Source organism: Emergencia sp. JLR.KK010 (assembly GCF_037018265.1).
GTDB lineage: Bacteria > Bacillota > Clostridia > Peptostreptococcales > Anaerovoracaceae > Senimuribacter > Senimuribacter intestinalis.
On record NZ_CP143550.1, the window covers coordinates 2190859 to 2216518 of the forward strand.

Consider the following 25660-nt stretch of genomic DNA (forward strand, 5'->3'; position numbering starts at 1 on the left):
GTTGTTTTAATAATTTTTGTTTGTGCTCCACTCCAACATTTGACATTGAGCCGATTTTTTTATTCTGCTTTCTTCACCATGCAGCCCTTCTTGTACAGCGCAATTCCGTACTTTAATATCGGTCTGTATCCGTCAGCTGAAAGTGGTGCAGCATAATCCTGCGCTTCTATCTGCTGCAATGCCTCTTCGCATTTCTCTTCCATCTCTGCAAAGGTCTTTGCCACTTTTAACTCCAAAATAATAGCTTTTCCCATAAATTTCTTTTCACAGAGAATCAAATCCGGTCTGCCCGTTCCACTCTCACGATTGGACTGCACCATATACCGACCTGCATTCTTCAAAAGCCCTGTCAAAAATCCATGGTAGTAGCTCTCCGCATAATCGAAGTAGCTGATAGTGTCCATCAGCTGCTGGCTGATGAAGTTCTCCGCAGCCTCACAGTCCCCTTCTTCAAAAGCCTTGATGAGACTGCTTCTATCCACATTTGCTATCTTCTGGTCAAACCATTCTTTGATGCTTTGTTCATAAATGGATGCAATCTCCTCGTTGGGAATCGCCATTTCAATATAGATATTCCGTTTCTCTATTCGCTGGCTTTTCATCTTTAGATATCCTGTGAAGAACAAAAAGTTCCACAGATTATCTTTCGATGTGTGTATATCGCCATAGGTAATTTCTTCATGAACCGGCTTTTCTATGGTGCCGCCTTCCATCAAAATCTCCAGCTCCTGGCGGGTCATATCGTCTGCTTCTTCTACAAGTTCCTTTACAATTCCGTTGCTGGAAGTGTTGGACCAATAGGGTTTTGTTGAAATTTGATTCCCCGACAGCACGCTTTTTGTATAGTTTAAAATGCTCCACGGATTGTAAATTTCTGTATTTCCGAAAAGATAGCCGTCATACCAGTCCTTTGCCTCACAAAACCTGCCAGAAAGGTCATAATAGGCAAGCATCTCCTGCACTTCTTCACCCGTAAAGCCAAAACAGCTGCTGTAATTCTCGCTGATAATCGAATGAATTTCTAAATTATTCAGTCCTGTAAAGATACTCTCCCTGCTGATTCTAAGGCATCCTGTCACTACGCCAAACTTCAGATAGGGATTGGTTTTCAGGGCGGACTCAAAGAGGGAGCGGATGAAGCCAATCATTGCATCGTAAAAACCACCGAAATATGCACACTCTAAAGGTACGTCATATTCGTCAATGAGAATAATTGCTTCCTTCCCATGATATTTGTACAGGCACTCAGACAGAAATCGGATTGCGTCTACATATAGGGAAGCTTCTTCTCCTTCTTCCAAAATCGCCTCGTATTTTTCCTGCGCGTTTCCGTTCATTTTACCGGCAAGTACGTACTGATGTCTGGAAAACTCTGCAACAATTTCTCGTTTTAACATAGTGTACGCCATTGCAAAGTCACTTTGTTTGGCTGATTTTAGCGATAAAGAAATCACAGGGTACTGCCCCATATGGGCAAGATACTTTTCTCCGGTGTCCATGATAGCAAGCCCTTCGAAGAGATGGCGATTGTCTATCTTCTCACCTTCCGGCGTTCTCTCGTCTTCAAAGAAACGGCGAAGCATGGAAAGATTCAGGGTTTTGCCAAAACGACGGGGTCTTGTGAGCAACGTTGTCTGTGCCCCTGTATCAAGTAATTCCTTTATCAGCAAGGTTTTGTCTACTAAGTACAGGTCTTCTTCTTTAAATTTCTTAAAATCCTCAAATCCAATGGGAAGTCTCTTCTTATCCATCTTCGACTCACCTCTTTTCCTTCGTACCTATAGTATACGTGAAAAACGGGAAAATCACAAGTAAGATTTTCCCGTTCGCTTTCAACGCAAAACATTTTTCGGTTACTTCAGCATACTATACACACATTCCATCAGAGTCGCTGCCAGCACGATATTAATCACTCTGTAATGCTGCTGATAAACTCTCTGAATTAACAGCCCTACTCCAACCCAAGTTGATGTTGCAATAGTTCCTATCGTTGCAATAATAAGCTCAAAAAGAATCAAAGTTCCAAATTCAGTACTATAATTTGTAACATAGCCTGTCAACGCTGTAATACCAAACAAATAAATTTTCACATTTACAAACTGGAGTAAAAAGCCTTTCATAAAGGATGCCGATTTACCATCACTGCTTTCTGTAGGCTTACTGATTGCCATATGGATTGCAAGCCACAGAATATAAGCTGCACCTATATATTTCATTACCCCAAGCATAGAAGGCAGCACTGTGCTAACACCGAACACGAAAATTGCACACAAAATCTCAACGACAAAATACCCTGTAAAAATCCCGAAGAATAAAGGCTTTCCCCTTTTCCATCCATAGTTTGTCACCGTATTAAGCGCTAGCACATTCCCCGGTCCCGGTGTAAATGCGTTAATCATTGCATAAATAAAAAAATTACCTATTACATAACCTGGCATAATTACGCCTCCTTTCGTGGTATCATCATACCACGAAACAGTTATCAATAGGTAATATCTAATTATTATGCTAATCCATAAACTGTCCCTATGTTTATTCAGACTGATACTGTCTGATTGCTTCAACATAGATTTTTCCCAGTTCAGATAGCTCCCTGTCCTTATTTAAAATATAGCCAATATGAATTGCTTCCTCTGCGTCCAGTGGAATCGAATGAATCTCATCTCCGTGCAAATCCTTTGGAAAAATTCCACTTGAAATGGTATATCCGTTTAAACCTATCATGAAATTGACAATTGCAGCCCGATCACTAATCTTGATACTCTTTTCCACATCCTCGCTGCTGAACAGCTCCTCCGCATAATTGGAAGACTCATATACACCCTGTACAAAGCTGAGTCTCGGATATGGTTTCAAATCTTCCAAGCTAAGTTTTTCTCTCTTTGCCAAAGGATGCTTTCTCCATAAAAACACGTGAGGTTTTGCGGTAAATAATTCGTAAAACTTCAGATTGTTTTCCTCCAGGGTTTTATGCATCACCTGTCTGTTGCTGTCACTTAGATAAAGAATCCCAAGGTCACTGAACCGATTTCGAACATCAGCAATTACCTGGTACGTCTGTGTTTCATTTAAAATAAACTCATACCGCTGCTGTCCAAACTGTTTCACCAACTCAACAAAAGCATTCGCTCCGAAGGTGTAATGCTGTGAAGATACACAAAAGCGCTGTTTTCCTGCCTCGCTGCCAAAATATCTTCCCTCTAGAAGCTCCATCTGCTGCACAACCTGCCTTGCGTAACCTAAAAACTCCATACCCTCCGTTGTCAACGTAGCACCTGTGCGGCAGCGAGTAAAAATGGTAAAATTCAATTCCTTTTCGATTTCTTTTACCATTTGAGAAAGACTGGGCTGCGAAATATACAAAGCCTTTGCGGCCTCCGTAATAGAACCTTTTTCCGCAATCGTAATCAAGTATTTCAATTTTTGTAAAGTCATATGCGTGCCTTTCCCATTTAAACATGTTCCCTAGGATTTCACCATTATTTTACTCCTTTTTTCAAAGAAGCACAAGGGCGGGGAGAAAACACACGGGAATCCGCCACCTAAATTACAGCTTGTATTTCCTCCTACATCCAATGTACAACTTTGCTCTCATTCCTAAAGCATATGTTGTGCAAATCATCTTACCGATTTGCAAATCTGCACAACTTTAGCAGTAGATGTTTTGCAAGATGCACTTTTTCGTGCCTATTTGCACAACTTTAATCACATTTGTATTTCTCTGGTTGTGCAATTACTCTGCAATTTAACCTACTTTACACAACTACTGCATACGCATCGCCTATCTGGTTGTGCATATCACCCTAAAAAGAAAGAATTCGCACAACTTTTAGCGCTCCAATCCGCAGCTGGTTGTGCAAACCGCCCCTGTTTTCTCACTTTTGCACAATCGAAGCCGCAAAAACACAACCGCAGCCGCACAGAAACCTTCACCCTTTCTCTAAACGATATTTCCGCATCCTCACAAGCGCCGCCAAAAAGCATAAACTCCAGCTGACGCCCACAGCAAGCCAAATTCCACCTTTGCCGAAAAGCGGTTCAAGAACCCAGATTGCAGACAGATTCGCTAAAATCTGAATCCCGCCGATCACCAGCGGCATCAGTACATCCGCCATACCCCGCAGCACTGCCATATATGTCTGCCACAGACCCAAAATGATGTAAAAACCACAAGTAATTTTAAGATACAGGTATCCTTCCTCCACCACGGCAGCACTGTTTGCATCATCTACAAAAATGCCCAGCAGCGGTTTTCCGGCAAAAAACACAAACACCGTCATCACTGCCATAAAGCCTACACTGATGAGCACCGTTATATGTCTTCCTTCTTTAATCCGATCAAAGCGTGCCGCACCCCGGTTCTGCGCCGTGAACGTATTCAGAGCACCGGAAAGTGCATTGACAAACATGATGACAATCTGCTCAATCTTTTGTGCCGCTGCATAGCCTGCTACCACCACCGCACCATATTCGTTGATAACCGCCTGCACAAAAATCGCCACCAGGCTGACAATACTCACCTGCAGACTGGTCGGTACAGACAACTTCAGCACGTAAGCCACCCTTGATTTTTTCGTATTGTGAAAATCCTCCCGGCTGACCCAAAGCATAGGCATCTTTTTCTTCATATAGACAAGACACATCAGCACCGCCAGACTCTCCGCAATGACTGTGCCAATCGCGGCACCTGCAACACCCATAGATAGCCCCTTGACAAAGAGCAAGTCGAGGACAATATTACAGATACAGGAAAATGCCAGAAAAAACAGAGGTCTGCTGCCGTCTCCACAGGCTCGCATAATAAAAATGCACATGCTGTATGCATAAGTAAAAAGCCCTCCTACGAAGACAATCTTCAGATAAAGCACCGCACTGGCGAGCACCTCCGGTGGTGTATTCACAGCCCGCAAAATAGGCTCAGCCAGAAAAAGCCCTGTAATCAGCTTCAGAATCCATGTTGCAATTACCACAAAGATAGAAATCACAATAACCTGACGCACCTTATCAAAACGTCCCTCGCCGCAATACTCGCTGACTGCCGTGCTGATGCCCATCATCAGTCCCAGACCAATACTGACTGCAAGCATGATAATCTGCCCTGTCACGCCGATAGCAGCAAGGCCCTCTGTTCCTACAAAACGCCCCACTATAACCGCATCAACGGTAGAATAAAGCTGCTGAAATACCGAACAGCAAAATACCGGAACTGCAAAGCCGATGAGTTTCTTCCAGATAACTCCTTCTGTCATGAGAGACAGCCCTTTCTTCTCATCGTTCAAAATTTCGCCCCCCTTTCCAGAAAAACAAGCAGCCAAGATTACTCAGCCGCCTGTCTATATGATTATAGGTTATTCTTTTACTTTTACAATCATTTCCACTTCCAACGGAATACGGAACGGCAGCACGTTGGTGCCTACCGCAGTTCTGGCATGTCTGCCGCGATCACCCAGCACTTCACCGAACAGATCGGATACACCATTGATTACCAGCGGCTGTTCAAAATAGTCCGTAGTGCTGTTTACAAAACCCTGCACTTTGACAATCTGTTCCAGCTTATCCCAGTCGCCGCCAAGTTCTCTTTTCAATACGGCGAGGAGATTGATACCAGCAAGTCTAGCTGCATCATAGCCTTCCTTCGTTGTCAGATTCTCACCCAGTCTGCCGAAGACTACCGGCTTTCCGTTTTCAAAAGGACCTGCACCTGAAAAAAACCAAAAACCACCGGCCTTCTGTACGCTTACATAGTTTGCCATCGGCTCCGGTCCTGCTGATAAATCAATTCCCAGCTCCGCTAATTTCTTTTCTACATCCATCATATTAATCCTGCCTTTCATATTATTTACCTATCACGTCTATCAGACGATTGATATCTTCTTTGTTGTTATAATAGTGCAGTGCAACGCGCATTTCCTGCGTGCCCTGGGTGCTGCCGGGCTTTACACCGGCGCCGATACCGGCAGCCAAAAGCTTTTCACCTGTCACACCGTTTTCCTCATCAATGCAAAGCACATGAATACCCGATCTGTTTTCTCTTGAGAAATCGTAAGCAAGGCGCACACCCTTTGCAGTATCTATGCGCTCCTTCAAATAATCTCCAAGCCCCAGCACATACTCTGCAATATCGTCTGCGGAAAGTTCCAAATACCTTGCCGAAGAAAGTCCCAGCCCATAAATGCCGGAAACCGTTGGAAACCCTAGTTCAAAGCGCCCTGCATCATCACGAAGCGAAAGTTCCTGCTTGCTGGTATTAAAACGCTCATCATCGCTCATCCAGCCGGCGCCAAACTGTTTCAAGCTTTTAAGAAGCTTCGGACTGATATAACCGTAGCCTGTGCCGCAGTAGTTCATCATCCATTTATAGTCATTTCCGATGAGAAAGTCAATTTTCATGGCCTTCACATCCACCGGCATGACCCCCAGCGCCTGCACGCCGTCTACTGCAAACCAAATGCCCTTTTCTCTGCAGTAGGTGCCAATGGCTGCCGCATCCATGCGAAATCCAGTAAAGCTTTCCACTAAAGAGATACAGATTGCTCTGGTTTTTTCATCGCACAGTGCAAACAAATCCTTCGGCAGAATCACGCCGTTTCTTGCCTTGGCATATCTCACCTCAAGGCCGTCCTGCTTTCTTACCTGCCATGCAAAGCGATTTGCAATCCAGCTGTTTTCCACCAGTACTACGTTGTCTCCCGGTTCAAAATACATGCCGGAGGTAAACAAAGTATAAATATGAGAAGAATTATTGCCAAAGACAATGTTTTCCTTCTTTGCTCCAATCATCTGTGCAATCTGTGTCTTTGCCCAGTCCATCATGCCGATGGTTCCAGTCTCTTCGCTGCCGGGCAGCCTCCAAACAGAATCGCCGCCCTTTAGATAGCGATCCTCCTGATACCTTGCTACTCCATCATGTACAAAGTCCGGAACAAGACCTGTGGAGCTGGTATCCAGATATGCTGTATGGGAAAGCACCGGCACGTGGGTGCGAAATTCTGCAAATTTATCCATATTATCAGTTTCGTACATCTCTATTTATCGTCCTCCTTGCACTCACATATCTATTAAAAGGTTCTCTAATATGTTCAATAACCTTTTAGAAGATGCCCTGCAGATTTTCTGCAAAAGCTACAAGGCATAAATTATGATTTTAAAGTTATTACAGCATCATGATATCCTCTTCCAGATACAGTTCTGCTTTTTCTAAGTCCCGTTCTAAAAGCGCATTTACAATATGCTGATGTTTTTCTAAGTCCGAACTGCTCTTTATTGCTGCCATAGAAGCCTTATAAAGCATATCCTGCAAAATACCCGGCAAATACTGATTTCCCGTAATCTCTGCAAGCCGCAGATGGAACATAGTGTTATTAGTTTTGCTTGGATCACTGCTGCCCATTTGTTGCTCTGTAAATGCCTTTAAAGAAAGGATTTCTTCATCAGAAGCATTTTCTATGGCAAGTTTCACACATAGCTTCTCAACCTGGCGGCGAATCACCTGTATCTGATTGATTTCATCAGAAGAATATAAATTCAGCATATACCCTTTTCTTGGATAGCTAATGAGATATCCTTGGCTGCAAAGAAGATGCAGCGCATCTCTAACCGGCGCTTTACTAACGCCAAACTGCTTCGCCAGCTGTGCCTCACTTAGAAAGGATCTGCCGTCGATGACACCGCTGTCGATATCTGCCTTGATACTGTGATAAACCTTCTCCGATAGTTTTTCTGCCATATCATTACTCCCATTATCATTTCCATTTTCACTGATATGTTCAATAACTATTTTACAGGTTTTTTCTCGATTCGTCAAGGGGCAGCGCATCTTTTTCAGAAAAAATTTCCTTCTGTTTACAGATCAACGCTCTCACGTCTTTTAAAAAGGTCGTTTTGCCCTCTTTGCTGGAATAGACGCCATGACCGCCCGGATACTCTTTTAGTATCATCTGCCTCGGATCAATGCCGCTGTGCGAAAACTGATATCTGGTATTTCCCACCAGAGTGCACAAGTCATAAAGTCCGCTGGCAACCAAAATTTTCATCTCCGGCATTCTCGCTGCGGCATTTTTGAGGCAGTCCATATGAGACTTCCCATCTTCTACAGTATAATCCCAGGCAGCATTTATATTCAGATTTCCGGTGTAGTAAATTCTATCCGTCTCTATCCCCAGCTGCGCTGCAAGCAGTCCGTTCATCACAGAAAGTGGCATATTGTCATCTCCTGCTGCGTTATACGTACCGGCAAGAGGTGATGTCATGCGACCGTCAAATAAATCGACCCGTTTTTTCTTATGGGAAACGACTTGGGTCATGAAGTCTTCTACATCCCGCAGGTGCAGTCTTGTTTTTTCAAAATAAGCTGCCTCCATGCCCGTATAGTTTGCAAGTTCTCTCGCAAGCGACTGCACCGTTTCAGCCGGGCAATCATCCCCCTCAAACAGCGCCGGAATTAGCTTTCTTTTCTCAAACTCCCACACGTTCTTCAAAAAGACTTCTCGGTCACACTGCCCCTTTCGATTGTGATACCAATGCGTCGCTGCCATAGACGGAAGCGCTGCAGTCAAAAGTTCCAACGCGGGTTCAAAAATGCGTCCGTTTCCCGCATCCAGAGAAAGGGCTGAGCCAATTAAAATCACGCCTGCAACAGGAATTCCCAGCATCATCCGGTTCCCATACATTACATCCCTGCCCAGCTCAGAAAGCACGCGGCAAGCCCTGATTGTGCCATAACTTTCTCCGCATAGATAAAGCGGACTGTTCCAGCGATTGTGATTCTTCAGCCAAGATGCAATCGCAAAAGCAGTGCTTCTCGCATCGCCATCAACGGAAAAATAATCAGGTGCCGCTTTTTCTTGGAGCAATCTGGAATACCCCACACCCACCGGGTCTACATAGACAAGATCGCATACATCCAAAATGGTGTCCGACTCAATTGCAAGACCATAGGTAAGCTTTTCCTCCGCATCTTTGCTGATGCAGTAAGGTCCAAAACATTCCAGCTGCAGCATAGAAGTGGCGCTTCCCGGACCGCCGTTCCAGATAAACATGACCGGACGCTGCGAATTCTCATCGTCTATCCTGAGATAAGAAATCGTCGAAATGATCGCCTCCGGCGCACCGCTCTCATCATAAAACACGTGATCCTCGCTCACCGCTTCTGCACGAATCTTCCCATGGCGCAGTAACATTTCAAGGGATGCCGTCCCATTAAGCCGTTCAAATGACTCTGTCATATAAGGTTGAAATTTTCTCATTTCGTTCTCCTAGTTCCATTCGATAAATGCTCTGACCGCTCTTCCAAAAGCATCACACTCTTTGCTGCCCAGATATGGCATATGCCCAGTTTCAAAATATTCCATCCGCACTCTTTCTGCCGGCAGGTTGAACTGATCCAGCGTATATTGAGAAAAACCCATCGTAGTCAGCAAGTCGTAGTAACCACAGCCCAACATCAGTTTCATATTTGGAATCCGTTTCATTGCCTGTACCAAACTCTTAATCGGTGCTGTACTTGTAGAAAAATCCCAATCAGCACAAATATCGAAGCACAGCGGTCTGTACGCATCTTCCAGATCGATATGCAGTTTTTTCTTCCAGATGCTGTTAAAGCACTGCTGCACAGCGCTCATCAGTCCGCTGCTTGCCATATCTTCTTCCTCCAGATCATCCCAGCTGCCCTTCGGCGCTTCCATGGTAAATCTACCATCATAACGACCCAGTACCTTCCCTTCTTTCCGCAAACCATAGGCAGGATAATTGTAAGTATCCACGCGAAGATTCAAATCTTCCAGGGTTTCCTCATCAAGTCCGGTGAAATAAGTCAGCCGCTCCTTGATATGCGTTCTTTTTTCCTCACGAAGTCGCCGTCCTAATGCTAATGCCGGCAGATATTCCTCATAAGCGAAACGATCCGCTTCTTTCAAAAAAACATCCCGTGCCGGCAGCATGCTTTGATGATGATACCAGTAAGTCGCTGCTACAGCCGTAAAATTCAGAATCGGCGTGTCGATTGGATAAGCCTTTTGACCATGATCAAAGGCGCTGCCCAGCATGATAATCCCACTGAGATTGACATAGTTGCATCCTGCTTTTAAATCCACGCTGAGCATGCCTGCCAGCATAGCATTTCGAATCGTTCCATAGCTTTCTCCCATCAGATATACCGGGCTGTTCCAACGCTCATGTGCATCAAGCCACTTTGCAATGATTTTTACAAAAGAGCGGCAGTCGCTTTCCGTATTAAAGTATTTCGCGCCTGCCTCTGCTTTCAGCAGTCTGGAATAGCCAGTTTCGATGGGATCGATTGTAACAATATCACAGATATCCAAAATACATTCCGTATTTTCTTCTACCTCATAAGGCGGCGTCATAGAAAGCGAGGTTGCCTCTCCGACTTTAACCCGCTCTGGCGCAAGCGCGGCAAAATTGATCATGGCGCTGGCGCCGCCGGGTCCTCCATTATAGGCAAACAGCACGGGACGCTGCGGCTTTCTCTCGATATCACATCTCTCGTAAGCAAACGTGTACATGCTCGCCTCTTTTTCTCCCTCTCTATCATAGAGGAAAAAATTTTCTACTGTTGCGCGATACGAAATTTTCTGTCCTTTTACTTCACAGGTATGTTCCGTCACAAATTTCTTTTCTGCAAACATATCTTGATTCTCCTTATGCGTTTTCCTTCTGTTCGCGTTCTGCGATTTCTTTCCTCATCAGTGGAATTTGTTTCTCAAATCTTCTCAAATATAAGAAGATTGCTAACGGAATAATAAACATCAGGCATGGTATGATGGTTTCCATATAGAAGAATAAATTTATAACACTTTCCTCCTGCACTGCCGCTCCTTCTACAAATGGCACCATTAAAAGCATGTATCCTCCCAACGGACCGCCAAGCGCCATTCCAATTTTATATGCCATAGAATGACCAGAAAGCAAAATTGCTTCATTACATGCGCTGTTTGGAGCTTTCCACTGACCATATGTTCCAGCATCAAACATATTCAAAACCATGGTTCCAGCTGCCAATGCCTCACCAAATCCTAATCCGACATTTCCGATTGCAAGAATGGTCATATTGCAGTCGTGTGCAATAAATCTGATGAGCAATCCTAAAATAGCAGCAACACATCCCAAAATAGCAGTTCCGTTATTTCCCAATCGCTTTACAAAAAAACTCAGGGTAATCGCAACGAACATAGCGCCTCCTATTCCAGAAAACGATATGATAGAATATACAAGCATATTGTTATTCAAATTATATTGTATATAATACGCATTGGTCGCACTCGGAAGTGAGTTCGCAAAGTACAGCATAAAAATTCCTACTACAAGAATAAGGAACATTTTGTTTGAAAATAGTGCCTTCAAACTAACCGAAAGCGGAATTCTTTCACCTAGTCTCTCTCCACTTAATACTTCCACTTCTTCTACTGGCTCATATCCCTTCGTTACCCAAAAGGTAATGAAATATGAAATCATAAATAGAATTCCATAAAGGATCCCTACAAACATAAATCCCTTTTGCATATCCCCTTTGCCAATCATACCAACCAGTGGCATTGTTGCCGATCCAACAAACAAATTTGCCAATACGCTATACACGCTGCCTGACTGTTGTAATAAAGCCCTTTGTGTTTTATCTGTCGTGATTCGACCACATAATGTTTTAGAAGGAATAAATAATGCAGTACTCAACATTCCCTGCAAAATGTAAATAACCGCTGCCCACACAATCCGACCGGTTCCCGATAGGCTCGGGCACATAAAAGTTAACGCAAACAGAATGCCTGCAGGTGCCGTAAAATATTTTAGCCATACACGGCATTTTCCTTCTTTAGACCTGGTCATATCAATTATGCCACCCATCATAGGGTCATTGATGATGTCCCATATTTTAGCAATCAGTATGATTGTGCTGGCAATTTCAATTTTTATACCTAATACCTGTGTGTAAAAAAATACCAAAAATGCCGCATTCATGATTGTTAAACTTGACACACCAAAACTTGATGCACCATACAGTAAAACCAGTTTTTTCGGCAATTTCTTCTGATTTGGTAAAGTTGTCGTGTTCTTTCCCATTTTAGTTTCTCCTTACTTCTTTTTTCTTAAAGCGAATATCGGTTTCATCTTTCTCCCTCTTTATATCACTTCCCTTCCCTGCTTCTCTCTCATTTATTAATCATAGGTATTTTATTAACCATGATAATACTGCATCATAAAACTTTATACTATTTTCTGCGCTTTGTGGATCAATCGCATGCTTGCAGTCCTTGAAAATATTAAGCTCAACCGGAACTTGCGGTTGATTGTCCCGTACTGCTGCATAAAGCCTATAGGCACCCTCTACTGGGCAAACCATATCCTTCTCCCCATGACAAATAAGCAGAGGAATTGTTATTTTTCTCCCCTCCAGAAAAACAGAGTCTCTAATAAACTCTCCCAGCACGCTACTTGTATCCGCTCCAAATGGTACCTGCCCTGCCCCTTCAGAAAGTAACGTCAAATCAAGATAGCTAAATAAACCGCGCAGCGCACAGGCTGTTTTAAATCGTTTCTCATGAGCCGCCAGCCAAACTGTCATATAGCCTCCATAGCTTCCGCCAATTACAGCCTGCCTGCTCTTATCTAGCATATCAATTTTTTCAAGGACATAATCTAACAGTACCATCAAATCACTCGCTGCAGTTCCATCAAAAGCATAATCTGCCCGCGCAAAATCCTCACCATATCCTGTACTTCCTCTTGGATCTCCATAAACTACGCAATACCCTTGTGCTGCTAAAAGCTGGCGTTCCATAAAAAATCCACCGCAATAGCTTGATGCCGGTCCTCCATGTACTGTCAGCACTACTGGCAGCTTATCATGCACCTGATTCCTTAGACACATCGGTGGCAGCATATAATATCCATATAATTTCGTTGCTGTACCAACCTCAACACAAATGCGCGTTTGGGATGCTAATGCATATTTCTCAGTCCAAGCGTTTGCGTCAGTGACTTTTTTCATTTCTCCACAGGAAATACCAACCTTATAAAGTTCCGGCGGCATATCTGCATCACTCCAAACTGTAAGCAATGTATCCTTATCTACCACTGTCAACGCTGTAAAAACACCGCCTTCGCATATCCTTTTCCAAAGAATTTCCCCATTATAATAAGTTCCACAATAAATGCCGCTTACGCCGCCTCGCTCTCCGACCGCGAAAAACGCTTCGCTTTCTAAACTTGTACCCATATAATCGTTCTTTGTTTCCAGAATATCTCCGTCACTATATGCAGGAACCCATTCCTCTGGTATCTGTCCGCTGTGTTTAACCGAAACAATGCCTGTTCCATCTGTTTCTACACAGGTCAGTCTGCTGCATTGCCCACTGCCATTATCAAAGTTGGAAGTAGGCACAAAAAGATATTTTTCATTCTGCGTCAGAACAGCATGGCTCCACTTGGACGCCATAATTAATCCACTGCAAAGAACCGTTCGAATCTTACTTTGCACATTTACTTTCAAATAGCTTTGCGTTTCACCAGAAAAAACAATTACAGCATCCTCCGTTTTCATCCAAATCACCTTTTTTAAAGGTTTTCTCTCACATAGAAGGCTTTTTAACTTTCCGTTTTGAATATCAGCAATCATAAGAATATATCTTTTTTCCGGGCGTATTCCTTTATCTTCATTCGATCTATATCCGACAGAATCAACCATACGAATTCCATCTTTATCTGGCTCTTTTTCTACGATAATCATGCATATAGAACTACTATCCGCAGACCAAACAAATTCTTCCACATCATTGATATTGATAATATTTGTTCTTTTTTGCTGCAGTAAATCATAAATCCATAGCGCCTTGCTACCATCTGGCATCTGTGCAATACAAGCAGCCATTTGTCCATTAGGCGAAATTTGCGGGCAATTCAAGTTGCAACCTTCTTCTTCAGCCCAAAAGCCTTGCTCTCTTCCCTGGAATCTGCATTTTCCTAAATAAGAATTACTCCTTTCAGACCAAAATTGCTGGCTATAGCTATAATCTCCCCTGCCATTTGAAGAAGGCTCCGTAATATAGACCATATCCTTAAAATTGTTTACAGACAGTAATTTTTTCTGCATAGTTTCAGCCCTCCTTGAACCATTTTTCAGCTCTCAATTTCGCAATTAATTTTCTCTCTTTTGGGTACATAATCATGCAACATCGTACATCAGGGCATTTTGCTTTTATTATTGTAAATAAAACTTCCCCATGGATTGTACTAAACGGAGATTTCCCTTCTTCCTGCAAAATTACGAGAGGTTTGGTAATCTCCATTTCATCCAGAAAAACACTTTCTTTTATCAATTTTTCCAGAAACAAACAGAAATCCTTATCCTTTTCTGCGTCAAAATAAATGCTATCTCCATAATCGAAAAATGATCCTATCCATGGATTCATCAAAATTCCATACACTGCACTATCATCATTCTCTAGCTTCTCAAAAAAAACGCATGTTTCTTTTTCTTCCGCAATTAAAATATTTTCATCATATCTCATTTTATCTACCTACTTATTGCTGTTTCTCTATATCCGACCTGATACACTGACTGTTCCACTGCATCTGCTGCAAAGTTCAATACGATACGGACCTGATACAGTTTCCGGTACCGCAAACCGTAGTACGACCACTTCTCCTCCTGCCAAATTTTCAGGTAAATTTTCCGCTGAACAGCAGTCCGCTTCAAAGTAGATATCCGCTGTAATTTCTGCAGAAATTCCCAATTTTTCCGCCTGATAAGTTCCGCTGACAGGATATTTCCCTGTATTTTCTATCCGAACTTCTATGTATCTTTTTCCTTCATGCAAAACTTCCGCTGGTATTCCCATCGATAGCTGCGGTGATGCTTCGATGCATTGCAGGATAAACTGCAGCGCCTTTTCACATTCCTGCTCCATCAAAAAAGTCGGTGGATTGTCCATAATCCATTTTTCCTTCCATCCTCCGATTTCAACCTTTCCCAGCTGTGGGTGTTCAAATTCCGTCCATGGGCAGAAATAAGATTCCTTCTGCGTGTCGTCCCATGCAAGGAGCTTTCGTTCCAGCGCCAACGCATCCTCCGGCGGCGTCAATGCCGTCATATATGGGAGCGGATGGTCGGCGTCGACCGGTTCCACAAGCTGTCTGCTGTTCCAGTTCTCGTTGCACCATGCCGCAATGCCTCTCTCATAATACAGCCAAGTCGTATAACTGCCTTTTGCTACACCAACAAGACCCGGCGGAAACGCACCGTTTGAAACATAGCCGGTTCGCTCTGTCGCTTTCACGCCTTCTCGTACAAAAATCTCTACATCTTTTTCAGGACCGCCGTGTTCCTGACAGAATGTCATCGGCGCAATATAGGCGCCGCCGCAGGAATGCTCATCGACTACCATATTGATATTTTCATGGGCAAAGATAAAATCCGCCAAATGCCGTACTTCGCATTCATACAGCGGATACTTACCGCTGCATTCCCTGCGGGTATATCCGATGGTATCCTTGCTCCAGTCAAAAGGAAACTCTCTATTAGGATCTAAATCGTAAGGATCTCTTGCGTCTTTTAACGGTCTCGTGACTTCTCCGCAAACCAGACCCTCCGTTACAAGATCATAAAAGACGCTTTCTTTATCATCTTCCGTTCGCGGCACCATCAGTCTGCTGTCTATTTCGTCGCATTTCCACTGACCGCTGCCTGATGGAATCCGCATCTTCACAATTTCTCCATCTCCGTTGATATCAGCAGGATAAACACCCTCTTCTTCCTCGTGAAACATTCGCTTTGAACCTCTGCGCGTATAAGGCGTTGCCACCGAAATCTCTGCACCGTCTGCGTTGATTCTTGGAATAAAATACAGGGTTTTCGCTTCTAAAAGCTTCGTCACAGATGAATCTTCTCCATAGCCGGACAGAAAATACTCCATGGCATAAAGCACTGCATTTGATCCGATCAGTTCTTTGCTGTGCAAATTTCCGTTGATCAGAATGCCCGGTTTTCTTTCTGGATTTCCGCCGGCTGTCATTTCTGCGGCAAAAATTTCTCTACCCTCGTAAGTCTTGCCGATGGAACTTACTTTCAAAAGCGATGGATAGCCTTGCTGCCACGCTGACAGTAGCATCTTTATTTCCTCATATGTATAGTAGTGATCTTTTCTGTAAAGCATCAGTAGATTCCTTTCTGCAGAAATGCCCGCAAATCTTTCCCAAGCAGGGCCGCGCTTTCCGTTCCAATATACGGCATATGTCCTGATGGATAATTCTTTACCAATACCTGACCTTCGTCAGTGCGCAGCTTCGCCGCCGCGTAAGCCGCCTGCCCTGCTTCAGAGCAGAAATCATAAACCCCGTTTGCAAAGAACACCCGCATGTTTTTATCCCTGTCCAAAGCCGCCTGCAGATGGGCAAAAGGCGTACTGTCCGCACGAAACGTCCAATTCATTGCCTGATGAAAATCTGTATAAATAAATGGCTTCATCTCCTCTATGCCCAGTTCTTTTCCATATGCTCGAAGACCCTTCAGAAAATATGGCGCTAATTTACCGAGCGCTGCATCGTCTGCTGCCGGGTCAATTTCTGTACCCTGCCTGCGCACAAATCTTGCGTCATACAGACTCATTATCATCCCCTGCTCAGACAACCGCTGGCTTCTAAAGTATGTACTGTCAAACTGCAGTCCATGGACTTTCAGCCACCCCGCAGAAAGGCCGGTCAGCGCAGACAGCTGTTCTGCTGCCGCTGTCTGTTCTTCTTCTGGCAGCCTGCTTCCAAGATATAAGGCCCGCAGATAGGTATTTTCAATAAATTGCTGTGTCTCATCCATGCGTTCTTCCAGCGTACAGCTTTTCTCTTTGCTGTGATACCAATTTGCTGCCGCTGCAGTCGGTAGAATTTGCACACTAAACGGCAGTCCTTTTTCCGAGAAAAAACTATTTGTCGGTTCGGCGATGATGGAAGAGCCCATCATAATCATGCCGGAAACACGGATGCCCTTTGCCTTTGCAGACGGAAGGAGTGGACCTCCCGTCAGCGCGCTTGCCACCAATACAGAACGAATGGTTCCATAACTTTCTGCGGCCAGATAAACAGGACTATCCGTTCTTTGGTGTTCAATCAGCCAGTCAGCAATAAAGTCTGCAATCACGCCTGCATCAGCCTCCGGATAACAAAACGCCTTCACTTCCTGCTCTCCTGCAAAGGATCCATAGCCAGTTCCCAGCGGATCAATCAGTACAATATCGCAAATATCTAAGGGACAATTCGGATTTTCTTCCAGAAGGGTTTCCTTCGGTTCCTCTTCTCCATTAAAAATCCATTCCATTTTCACTCTCTTCGGCGCAAAGCATCCAATATGTAGCCAAAAACAGGAAGCCCCCGGTCCGCCGTTATAGGCAAAGAGAACCGGTCTCTTCTCCGAACATACAACATCCGTACGCATATATTCATAGAAAAACATGTCGCCGATTTCCCGCCCATCGATGTCTTTTACAGCATATGCTTTGCACCTGGTACGATAGGTAAGCGGCTTTCCTTGCAGCATCAACTGATTTGCTGTAGTGGTATATTCTCTCACTTTGTTTATCCTTTCTCGCTTTCTAATCTGATATGTTCAATAAAATGTTTTATTTAATTAAATTTTACGACTTCTCTTGCACTTTGTAAATTTATCGATTATAATGACAATACAAAAAAATTAATGATAAGGAAGGAAGCAAGTTACATGATCGATATGCAGGATATCCTCTGCGTACTGAAAGTCGCAGAAGAAAAAAGTATTACGGCAGCTGCAAATAAACTGTTTCTAACTCAGTCCGCCGTATCACAGAAGGTAACAAAAGTTGAAAAGGAACTGGGACTTGCTCTCTTTATCAGAACCAACCGCTCTGTCGAACTGACCGATGCCGGCGTATTCTTTGTCACAAAAGCTTCTGCACTGAATTCTTCTTGGGAGGACTTTTTTCTTTCCATGGAGCAATTTTCCTCTATGGATAAAAATCAATGTTCTGTGGGACTTCCAGCCCTAATCAACTTTACGGAAATTCCTGATCTTTTAGCAGGCTTTACTATGGCGTGTCCAAACTATCAGTTAACGACCTTTCCGGAATTTGAAGACAGCAAATATAAAAATTTACTAAACGGAAAATTGGACTTTTGTTTTGACAGAGGTTCTGTCAATGCACCTAAAACACCAAAATATATTACAGCGGTTCCCTTGCGAAACGACACACTGAGCCTTCTGCTCCATAAAGATGATCCTTTAACAAAAAAAAGCCTACCTGTCCGTTCCTCTGATCTCACAGGGTATCACATGCTGATTAATGCCCCACACAATACCCACGATGTTGAGAAGGCAGCACAGATTACCTATAGCGTCTGTCATGACAGTGCTTCTCCCAGCATGATTACAAAACCGGGCATTTTTATACCCCTCCCGCAAAGTGTCTGTACAAGAATCCTTGCGCAATCCCCGCACCTTCGAGCTGTCGCCTTTGAAGACGATATGCCGATTAGCCTTTCCCTGCTTTACCGAACTGACAGGCAAAACATAGAAAATCACCCATTTTACCGCTATGTATTGAACTATTATCAAACCCAGCAGGAATGAAAAAACGCCACTTCCTTAGAAGTGACGTTTTTGGTTTCTCCTGGATTAATCGCAATAGGAAATTTGCAATTTTAGCTTTCTCTCTCCACCATACATTCTTTCCGATAAAATGCGATGGCGTATTTGCTCACCTTAGGGTACCCTTCTGCGAGAAAGCCCTGCGCATACTGCTGCTTCTCGATCTGCTGTAGGGCTTTTTTGCATGCGTCTTCCATCTCCGCAATGCTGCCTGCAGCTTTCAGTTCTAAAATGATGACATTCCCCTTGCGGATTGCCTGCGTTTTTAGCACGATGTCCGGTCTGCCGTTTCCGCTCTCCCTGTTGGAATGCACCGAATAGCGCCCGTTGTTTATCAGAAGCCCGCTGAGGAATCCGTGATAATAGCTCTCCGCGTAGTCGAAGTAACTGATGGTATCCATCAGCTGCTCGCTGATGAAGTTCTCTGCCGCCTCGCAATCTCCCTCTTCCAACGCATTAATCAACGGACTTTTGTCCAGTGCTTCTGCTTTGCGGTTGAACCACTCTTTAATGCTGCGCTCATAAATGGCTGCAATTTCTTCGTTTGGTATCGCCATTTCAATATAGATATCCCTGTTTTCAATTCGCTGGCTTTTCATCTTCAGATACCCTGTAAAGAACAGAAAGTTCCACAGGCTGTCTTTGGACGCATGAATGTCGCCATAGGTGATTTCCTCGTGAACCGGCTTTTGGATGGTGCCTCCATCCATCAGGGTTTCCAGTTCTTCCCGGGTGGTATCATCTGCGTCTTCTATCATGGTTTTTACGATGTCGTTTCCTGAGGTGTTGGACCAGTACGGTCTGGTCGCAATCTGCGCGCCTGCTCTTACGTTGCTCGCATAGCTTAGGATGCTCCACGGATTATAGATTTCTGTATTTCCAAAGAGATATCCATCGTACCAGGACTTTGCTTCTTCGTATCGCTCTTCCTGATTGTAATACTGCAGCAGTGCCTTCACTTCTGCTTCGGTAAAGCCAAAACAGCTGCTGTATTTAGGACTGATGATGGAATGAATCTCCAGATTGTTCAGACCCGTGAAGATGCTTTCTTTGCTGATTCGAAGACACCCTGTTATCACACCCAGTTTCAGATAGGGATTGGTCTTCAGGGCGGACTCAAAGAGAGAACGGATAAATCCAATCATTTCATCGTAAAAGCCGCTGAAATACACATTCTCCAGCGGTACGTCGTATTCGTCGATGAGGATAATGGCCTCTTTTCCGTGGTATTTGTACAGGCACTCGGAGAGAAATTTCAACGCTTTCGCATAAGCGATATCCTCTGCTTTGCCATGCATGACAGCAGTAAATTGCTCCCTGTTTCTCTCAGTCATCTCACCAGAAAGTACATAAGCATGGCGTTCAAATTCTTTGATGATGTCATCAATCAGGCTGGCGTGTGCCATCGCAAAGGTCGCCTGCTTGGCTGATTTCAGTGACAAGCTGATTACTGGATACTGTCCCATATGGGCCAGATACTTCTCTCCCATCTCCATGATGGCAAGTCCGTCAAAGAGATGGCGATTGTCTATTTTCTTGCCTTCCGGCGTTCTTTCATCTTCAAAGAAGCGGCGAAGCATGGAAAGATTCAGGGTTTTTCCGAATCGGCGCGGTCTTGTGATCAGGGTGGTCTGCGTCCCGGCATCTAGAAGTTCTTGTATCATCGACGTTTTATCGACCAAATACAGGTGTTCTTTTTTGAATATCTTAAAGTCCTCATATCCGATTGGAATTTTCTTCTTCTCCATCAGCCGTCTCCTTTCTTCGTACCTATAGTATACGTGAAAAACAGAAAAATCACAAGTAGCAGAACAAAAAAGAAATACAGGACAAAGCGTTTCCTTTGTCCTGCACGATGTAAACAATTCTATATCCGCTTTCCAGCCTGCCATACGCATGCCGGTCTATGATACATCACGGAGATATCCTCCGCTGGATTTTCTTCTACCAGAATCAAATCTGCCATCAGACCTTCTCGGATTTCGCCGACCATATGGTCAATCCCTGCGATTTCCGCATTATACTTGGTCGCCTGCAGCAAGATGTCCACGTTTTCCATATGGCAGTAATCTTTTCTCATCTGGAACTCTACGCCTTTCTCGTACTGAGGAGAGCCCGGCGCGCTGTCTGTACCAAATCCCATTTTCTCGCCTGCTTTGTACGCCTTTTCAATCTGTCTGGCACAAGCTTCCAGCATCGGCGTCAGCCGCGCTAGCCAGAATTCACGAGCCGCAGGCTCTGTCTGACTCACATACATAGCAGCAAAGGTCGGTACCAGATAGCAGTCTTGCGTCTTCTGCAGCAGCGCAATCGTTTCATCACTGATGTACGTCGCGTGCTCGATGGTCTTCACACCGCATTCAATACAGTCTCTGATGGCACTGTCCGCATGACAGTGCGACGCCACATAAAGCCCATGCATGTGAGCGGTTTCCACTGCCGTGCGAATTTCATCTCTGGTCATAATTGGGTGCTTTGGAACGCCGGAAGGGTCATAGGCCGAACCGGAGGCATAAATTTTAATAAAGTCCGCTCCCATTGCCGCTTCCATGCGTACATGCCTGCGATACTCCTCTGCACCGTCACTGAGTCTGACGCCGGCTTCACTTCCGCCCGGCTTCCACATAATGCTGGAAGTCAGCGTTTCCCCGTTCGCCAAAATACGAGGTCCCGGCGCAATGCCTTTTTGAATCATATCTCTCGCGTAAATCGCAACGCCTGCAAAGCTGCCGCAGTCCCGAATGGTTGTATATCCATAAGGCAGGCATTTCTGCGCCTGCTCTACTGCCGCAATCAAAAGCTTCATCGGATCGTTGACGCAATCAACGCCAGCCCCGCCCAGAAGCGTAATATGTGTATGCAAGTCGATGAGTCCCGGCAGCAACGTTTTGCCGCCGCAGTCAAAGACATCCTCTCCCGCATCAGAAACAGAAGCTGCGCTCACACGAACAATTTTTCCATCTTCTATACAAACACTGCCGCAGTCTGAGGCAACGCCTCCCGACAGCTGCGGAATCAATCTGCAGTTATTTAAAATCATAATCTCATCTCCTTTATTTAACAGTTCTCCAGATACTTTACTGCTGCAAGCGCCATTGCTGCGCTTCCCAGATACATCTTATCTTCAGCAAAGATTGCCTTCGCGTTGTGATTTGGTGCAGCATTCTGATTTCCTACACCTAAAATCATATACATCGTCGGTACTTTTTCGGAGATAAAAGCAAAATCCTCGGAACCGCTAGCCGGTTCTGTCGTTTCCATTACCTGTAAGCCCTGTATTTCAGAAAGATATGGCGCAATGCTCTCACAAAGTACTGGGTCATTCTTTAGAGAAGGTGTGGACATAGTTTTCAGTGTACAAATCGTCCCAGTTGCCTGAGAAATACCATCCAGAATATGCTGTATCCGTTCCAGAATCCTTTCCCTGTCATCGTCATCAAAGCAGCGCAGCGTTCCTTCCAGCAGAGCGCTCTCAGGAATTACATTGTACATCGTTCCTGCTTCAAAATGTCCGATGGAACAGGTTGCCGAGTGAAACATACTGATTTCTCTCGCCACAACCCCTTCTATTCCCTGATAAATCAGCATTGCTGCCTTGATCGGATCGACGGTATACTCAAGGGCAGAACCGTGACCACCCTTTCCTTCTATCCGAATCTTGAATATATCTATAGAAGAAAATGCATTTCCCACTTTATACGAAAGAACACCGTTTTCAAGTGTAGTGAACACATGTAGACTGAACGCAGCTTCCACGCCTGGATTCTCCAGAACACCTGCATCCAGCATAGATTTTGCACCTGCCATCACTTCCTCACCCGGCTGAAACATAAGTCTGACTCTGCCCTTTATCTTAGGCTCATATTCCTTCAAAAGCTTTGCCGCACCAAGCAGCATGGCAGTATGCAGATCATGACCGCACATGTGAGAAATCTCTGTCTGCGAGCGAAATGACAAATCGTTATCCTCTATGACCTTCAAGGCATCCATATCCGCCCGAAGCAGTACCGTATGGTCACCGCTTCCGATATCACAGATGATGCCGCCACCCAAGGAGACAGGCGCACAGCCCATCTCCTTTAGTCTCTTTGTTACATAAGCTGCTGTTTCCGGCAGCTCCATGCCGAATTCCGCATGGCTGTGCAGATACCTTCTGTCATCTATCATTTGCTGATGCAGCTCTTCTGCTCTTTTTTCAAAGATCATTTCACATCCTCCGCCTTAATAAATTCACGAACAAGCTGACTCAGAGCTGCAGCATTGCCATCACCGATATAGGAAGCATGGCCGGATTCCAGCACCTCGTGAGCGATTCTATCCTTCGGAAGGTCATACTGAGACAGATAGTAGGTTACGAAGTCAAAGGTGGAAGAAAGGTCGTATCTTCCGTTGACGAAGAGAATACGCAGGTTTTCATTTTCTTTCATCAAGTCTACTGGAAGCTTAAGTGTATCCTTCTGATAAGAGCGGTAATCCCATCTCATACCGATAGATAAGGTATCACTTTGATAGTCTCTTTCCTCTGGTCTTGCCAGTTCTTCATCATAATATTTCTTTATACAATCGTCAATAGAACTTCCAATGCAGCTGATAAACGGTTCCTGATTGAAATCCACCTCAACGATATCCGCATTTTCCAGATTGGCAAGAGAGCCATTGCGTTCAAGAGGCAGGGTCATTCTGGCGTCATACATACTGACAAATTCTCCTGGACAGAGCTTTGTCATAAAGTCCTGCTCACTGAAACGAAGGTTCTGTTTATCAAGAAGCGCTCGGTCAAGACCAGAATAGTATGCCAGCTTCTCCAGCACTTTTTCTCTTTTATCTGCAGGAAGACGATTTCCCATCAAAAGTGCATGGGCGTAATCTCCATAAGCAAATTCCATGGCGTCTCTGATAAAATCCGCTTCATCCAGCTCCGGGTGGAAGTGATAGCGGCATACAGCAGCATTAACGCCAAGTCTGCGCACATTGGGCTCTACCAGCAAGGTACCCTTTGCCCCTACGTTGAGTGAAGTTCCAACGCTGATGATACCCCGCAAATTTACATCATCGGGCAGTTCATCTGCCAGAACCACATTTCGAATGGTTCCATAGCTTTCGCCAAGCAGATATACCGGCGCATCCTTACGCTGATTTATCTTTAGCCAGTTTACGATAAATTTTGCAAAGGAAACGGCATCACCCTGGGTTTCATAATACTTCTCCGCTGCCTCTTCTTTCAAAAGAGGTGCGAAGCCAGTCCCTACCGGATCAATCAACACCAGATCGCAGCAGTCCAGCAGAAATGATGTATTCTCTGTAAAATCATACTTTGCTGGTCTTTCTACCTTGGGATAGCCGGGAATTTCCATAATCTTCGGTCCCAGAAGCCCCATATGCAGCCATTCACTGGCTGAGCCGGGACCACCGTTATATGCAAAGACCACAGGCTTTTCTTTATTTTCAGGAAGACCTATATAGCTGTAGCTGTACATAGCAGCTTCAGCTTCCCCTCCGTCGTCAGTCAAAACAAAATCAGAAAGCCGCACCAGGTAGGTATCTCCTGTAGATGTTTTCTTTTCCTGTTCCCAGTAAAATGGTACAAAATCACGCATTTCAGTGCCTCCCATTATAAATTTGCTACTTTTCTCGCGTCAATTTCTGCCTGCATCTGCGGTACTTTCTTTTCGTATTTAATCAGAAGCAGTGCAAATACTAGTGCGATGGCAAAACCGATTGCCGGAAACAAAGTAGACTCATAGAACCAAAGGTTCAGCACACTTTGCTCCTGTGCTTGCGCCTGTGCCACATAAGGAACGGTCAGAAGCAGATAGCCTGCAATCGGTCCTCCCAGTGCCTGGCCAGTTTTATAGGATACAGAGAATCCGCTCATCAGAATCGCTTCGTTGTCCACGCCAGTCTTCCACTCGCCGTAGACCTTTGCGTCAAAGATGCAGAGAAGAATCGTACAGCCAACCAGACCAGTTCCCAAGTTTGCAATGATATTTCCTGCCAGCAGAATTGCAGTGGAACTGTCCTGCAGAATAAATCTCAGTGCGAATCCGATGATACTAAGCACACAACCGATAGCAGCAGTTCCTGCATTTCCGAACTTCTTGATAAAGAAGCCCAGGAAGATATATACGACTAGTGAAGCACCCAGGGAAATGGTGGATACCAGAGACATCAAAGGAATGTTTCCGATATTGTACTGGAAATACCATGTCATAACAGTAGAAGAAATTGAGGATGCCAGCATATCAACCAGGTATAAGCCGATGCAGAAAAGCCACGGCGTGTTCTTTGCCAGTGCCTTTAGTACACTGCCCATTGACGGCTGCTCAAGTTTCACTGCTTCTTGTACACCTGTTTCCTCTGCCAGATGCTCCAGCGGCTCATAACCTCTCGTTCCGATATATGCAAGCAGATTAGATAAAATAAATACAACGGCATAGATAATGCCTACCATCAGGAAGCCTCTCTGCATGTCTGCTCCTCCTTTGCCAAAATACAGAACCATCGGCATAGTAGCAGCAGGAACAACTATATTTGGAATCAGATTGATGATACCTTTAATCTGATTCAGTGATGCTCTTTCTACTGGGTCGCTTGTTAATCTTCCCATTAAAGTGTTTAGCGGAATCATCAGTGCTGTAGCAGTCATTCCCTGCAGTGTATATGTAACAGCAACCCATACGATTTTACCCGTTGCAGTCAGTTCCGGCATCATGAACGCCAGAGCAAAGATGATACCACCAGGCACTGACATATACTTAAGCCAAATTCTACATTTACCTTCTTTGGATTTGGTTCTGTCGACCAGCGCACCCATCATCGGGTCGTTGATGATGTCCCAAATCTTCGCCACTAAGATGATAGTCGATGCTACACCGCTGTTGATACCACATACCTCTGTATAGAAGTACATACCAAACGCCATGAGCATGATAACTGTGGTGGTCTTTGAAAATTCGCCCATGCAATAAAGGATTTTCACCTTCCAAGGTAACTTAACAGGTTCAATCTTTGTCAATATCTTCTGTTCCATTTTTATGTCCT

20 protein-coding genes are annotated in these 25660 nt (G+C 44.5%); 1 reads left to right on the plus strand and 19 read right to left on the minus strand.

Annotated elements, in window-relative coordinates; all coding sequences use genetic code 11:
- Positions 1–59: 59 nt before the first annotated feature.
- The 14 genes from V1225_RS10555 to V1225_RS10620 all read right to left on the minus strand — a co-directional run bounded on the left by V1225_RS10555 (position 60) and on the right by V1225_RS10620 (position 17569).
- Entirely contained in the window at positions 60–1751 is a 1692-nt protein-coding gene (locus V1225_RS10555) for an AAA family ATPase (RefSeq protein WP_338546387.1), read from the minus strand.
- Positions 1752–1853: 102 nt separating this feature from the next.
- Entirely contained in the window at positions 1854–2438 is a 585-nt protein-coding gene (locus V1225_RS10560) for a LysE family transporter (RefSeq protein WP_160202362.1), read from the minus strand.
- A 94-nt stretch (positions 2439–2532) separates the two neighbouring features.
- Positions 2533–3435 carry a LysR family transcriptional regulator gene (locus V1225_RS10565; RefSeq protein ID WP_160202363.1) on the minus strand — a complete coding sequence of 301 codons (903 nt, stop codon included), beginning with the start codon at positions 3433–3435 and terminating at the stop codon, positions 2533–2535.
- Positions 3436–3929: 494 nt separating this feature from the next.
- Positions 3930–5279: an MATE family efflux transporter gene (locus V1225_RS10570; protein WP_338546390.1), complete on the minus strand. Its 1350-nt coding sequence runs from the start codon at positions 5277–5279 to the stop codon at positions 3930–3932.
- Positions 5280–5348: 69 nt separating this feature from the next.
- Positions 5349–5816 carry a RidA family protein gene (locus V1225_RS10575; RefSeq protein WP_338546391.1) on the minus strand — a complete coding sequence of 156 codons (468 nt, stop codon included), beginning with the start codon at positions 5814–5816 and terminating at the stop codon, positions 5349–5351.
- A gap of 19 nt (positions 5817–5835) precedes the next feature.
- A complete protein-coding gene (locus V1225_RS10580; RefSeq protein WP_338546392.1) occupies positions 5836–7023 on the minus strand; it encodes an aminotransferase class V-fold PLP-dependent enzyme in 1188 nt (395 codons plus the stop codon).
- A 130-nt stretch (positions 7024–7153) separates the two neighbouring features.
- Positions 7154–7726 carry a GntR family transcriptional regulator gene (locus V1225_RS10585; RefSeq protein WP_161909295.1) on the minus strand — a complete coding sequence of 191 codons (573 nt, stop codon included), beginning with the start codon at positions 7724–7726 and terminating at the stop codon, positions 7154–7156.
- Between the two features lie 52 nt (positions 7727–7778).
- Positions 7779–9245, minus strand: coding sequence for a hypothetical protein (locus tag V1225_RS10590; RefSeq protein WP_161909294.1), 1467 nt, complete (start codon positions 9243–9245; stop codon positions 7779–7781).
- Positions 9246–9254: 9 nt separating this feature from the next.
- Entirely contained in the window at positions 9255–10643 is a 1389-nt protein-coding gene (locus V1225_RS10595) for a hypothetical protein (RefSeq protein WP_338546395.1), read from the minus strand.
- A gap of 13 nt (positions 10644–10656) precedes the next feature.
- Positions 10657–12072, minus strand: coding sequence for a glycoside-pentoside-hexuronide (GPH):cation symporter (locus V1225_RS10600; protein WP_161909292.1), 1416 nt, complete (start codon positions 12070–12072; stop codon positions 10657–10659).
- A gap of 100 nt (positions 12073–12172) precedes the next feature.
- Positions 12173–14101, minus strand: coding sequence for an alpha/beta fold hydrolase (locus tag V1225_RS10605; RefSeq protein ID WP_160202371.1), 1929 nt, complete (start codon positions 14099–14101; stop codon positions 12173–12175).
- A gap of 4 nt (positions 14102–14105) precedes the next feature.
- Positions 14106–14519, minus strand: a complete 414-nt coding sequence (locus tag V1225_RS10610; protein WP_160202372.1) for a hypothetical protein — start codon at positions 14517–14519, stop codon at positions 14106–14108.
- 27 nt (positions 14520–14546) lie between these two features.
- Positions 14547–16163: a M14 family metallopeptidase gene (locus tag V1225_RS10615; protein ID WP_160202373.1), complete on the minus strand. Its 1617-nt coding sequence runs from the start codon at positions 16161–16163 to the stop codon at positions 14547–14549.
- Positions 16163–17569: a hypothetical protein gene (locus V1225_RS10620; protein ID WP_160202374.1), complete on the minus strand. Its 1407-nt coding sequence runs from the start codon at positions 17567–17569 to the stop codon at positions 16163–16165. Before V1225_RS10620 ends, V1225_RS10615 begins: the two co-directional genes overlap by 1 nt.
- A gap of 147 nt (positions 17570–17716) precedes the next feature.
- Between V1225_RS10620 and V1225_RS10625 the strand changes: the two genes are divergently transcribed.
- Positions 17717–18601, plus strand: coding sequence for a LysR family transcriptional regulator (locus tag V1225_RS10625; protein WP_160202375.1), 885 nt, complete (start codon positions 17717–17719; stop codon positions 18599–18601).
- A 71-nt stretch (positions 18602–18672) separates the two neighbouring features.
- Here V1225_RS10625 and V1225_RS10630 read toward each other — a convergent pair whose 3' ends face one another.
- The 5 genes from V1225_RS10630 to V1225_RS10650 form a co-directional block, all read right to left on the minus strand.
- Positions 18673–20367 carry an AAA family ATPase gene (locus V1225_RS10630; protein ID WP_160202376.1) on the minus strand — a complete coding sequence of 565 codons (1695 nt, stop codon included), beginning with the start codon at positions 20365–20367 and terminating at the stop codon, positions 18673–18675.
- Between the two features lie 119 nt (positions 20368–20486).
- Positions 20487–21659, minus strand: a complete 1173-nt coding sequence (locus V1225_RS10635; RefSeq protein WP_338546399.1) for an amidohydrolase family protein — start codon at positions 21657–21659, stop codon at positions 20487–20489.
- Between the two features lie 17 nt (positions 21660–21676).
- On the minus strand, positions 21677–22825 hold the full coding sequence (locus V1225_RS10640) for a M20 family metallopeptidase (protein ID WP_338546400.1): 1149 nt from the start codon (positions 22823–22825) through the stop codon (positions 21677–21679).
- Complete coding sequence (locus V1225_RS10645) at positions 22822–24216, minus strand: hypothetical protein (RefSeq protein WP_251614654.1); 1395 nt, start codon at positions 24214–24216, stop codon at positions 22822–22824. The genes V1225_RS10640 and V1225_RS10645 overlap by 4 nt, the downstream gene beginning before the upstream one ends.
- A gap of 14 nt (positions 24217–24230) precedes the next feature.
- Positions 24231–25649, minus strand: coding sequence for a glycoside-pentoside-hexuronide (GPH):cation symporter (locus V1225_RS10650; protein WP_160202380.1), 1419 nt, complete (start codon positions 25647–25649; stop codon positions 24231–24233).
- Positions 25650–25660 lie beyond the last annotated feature (11 nt).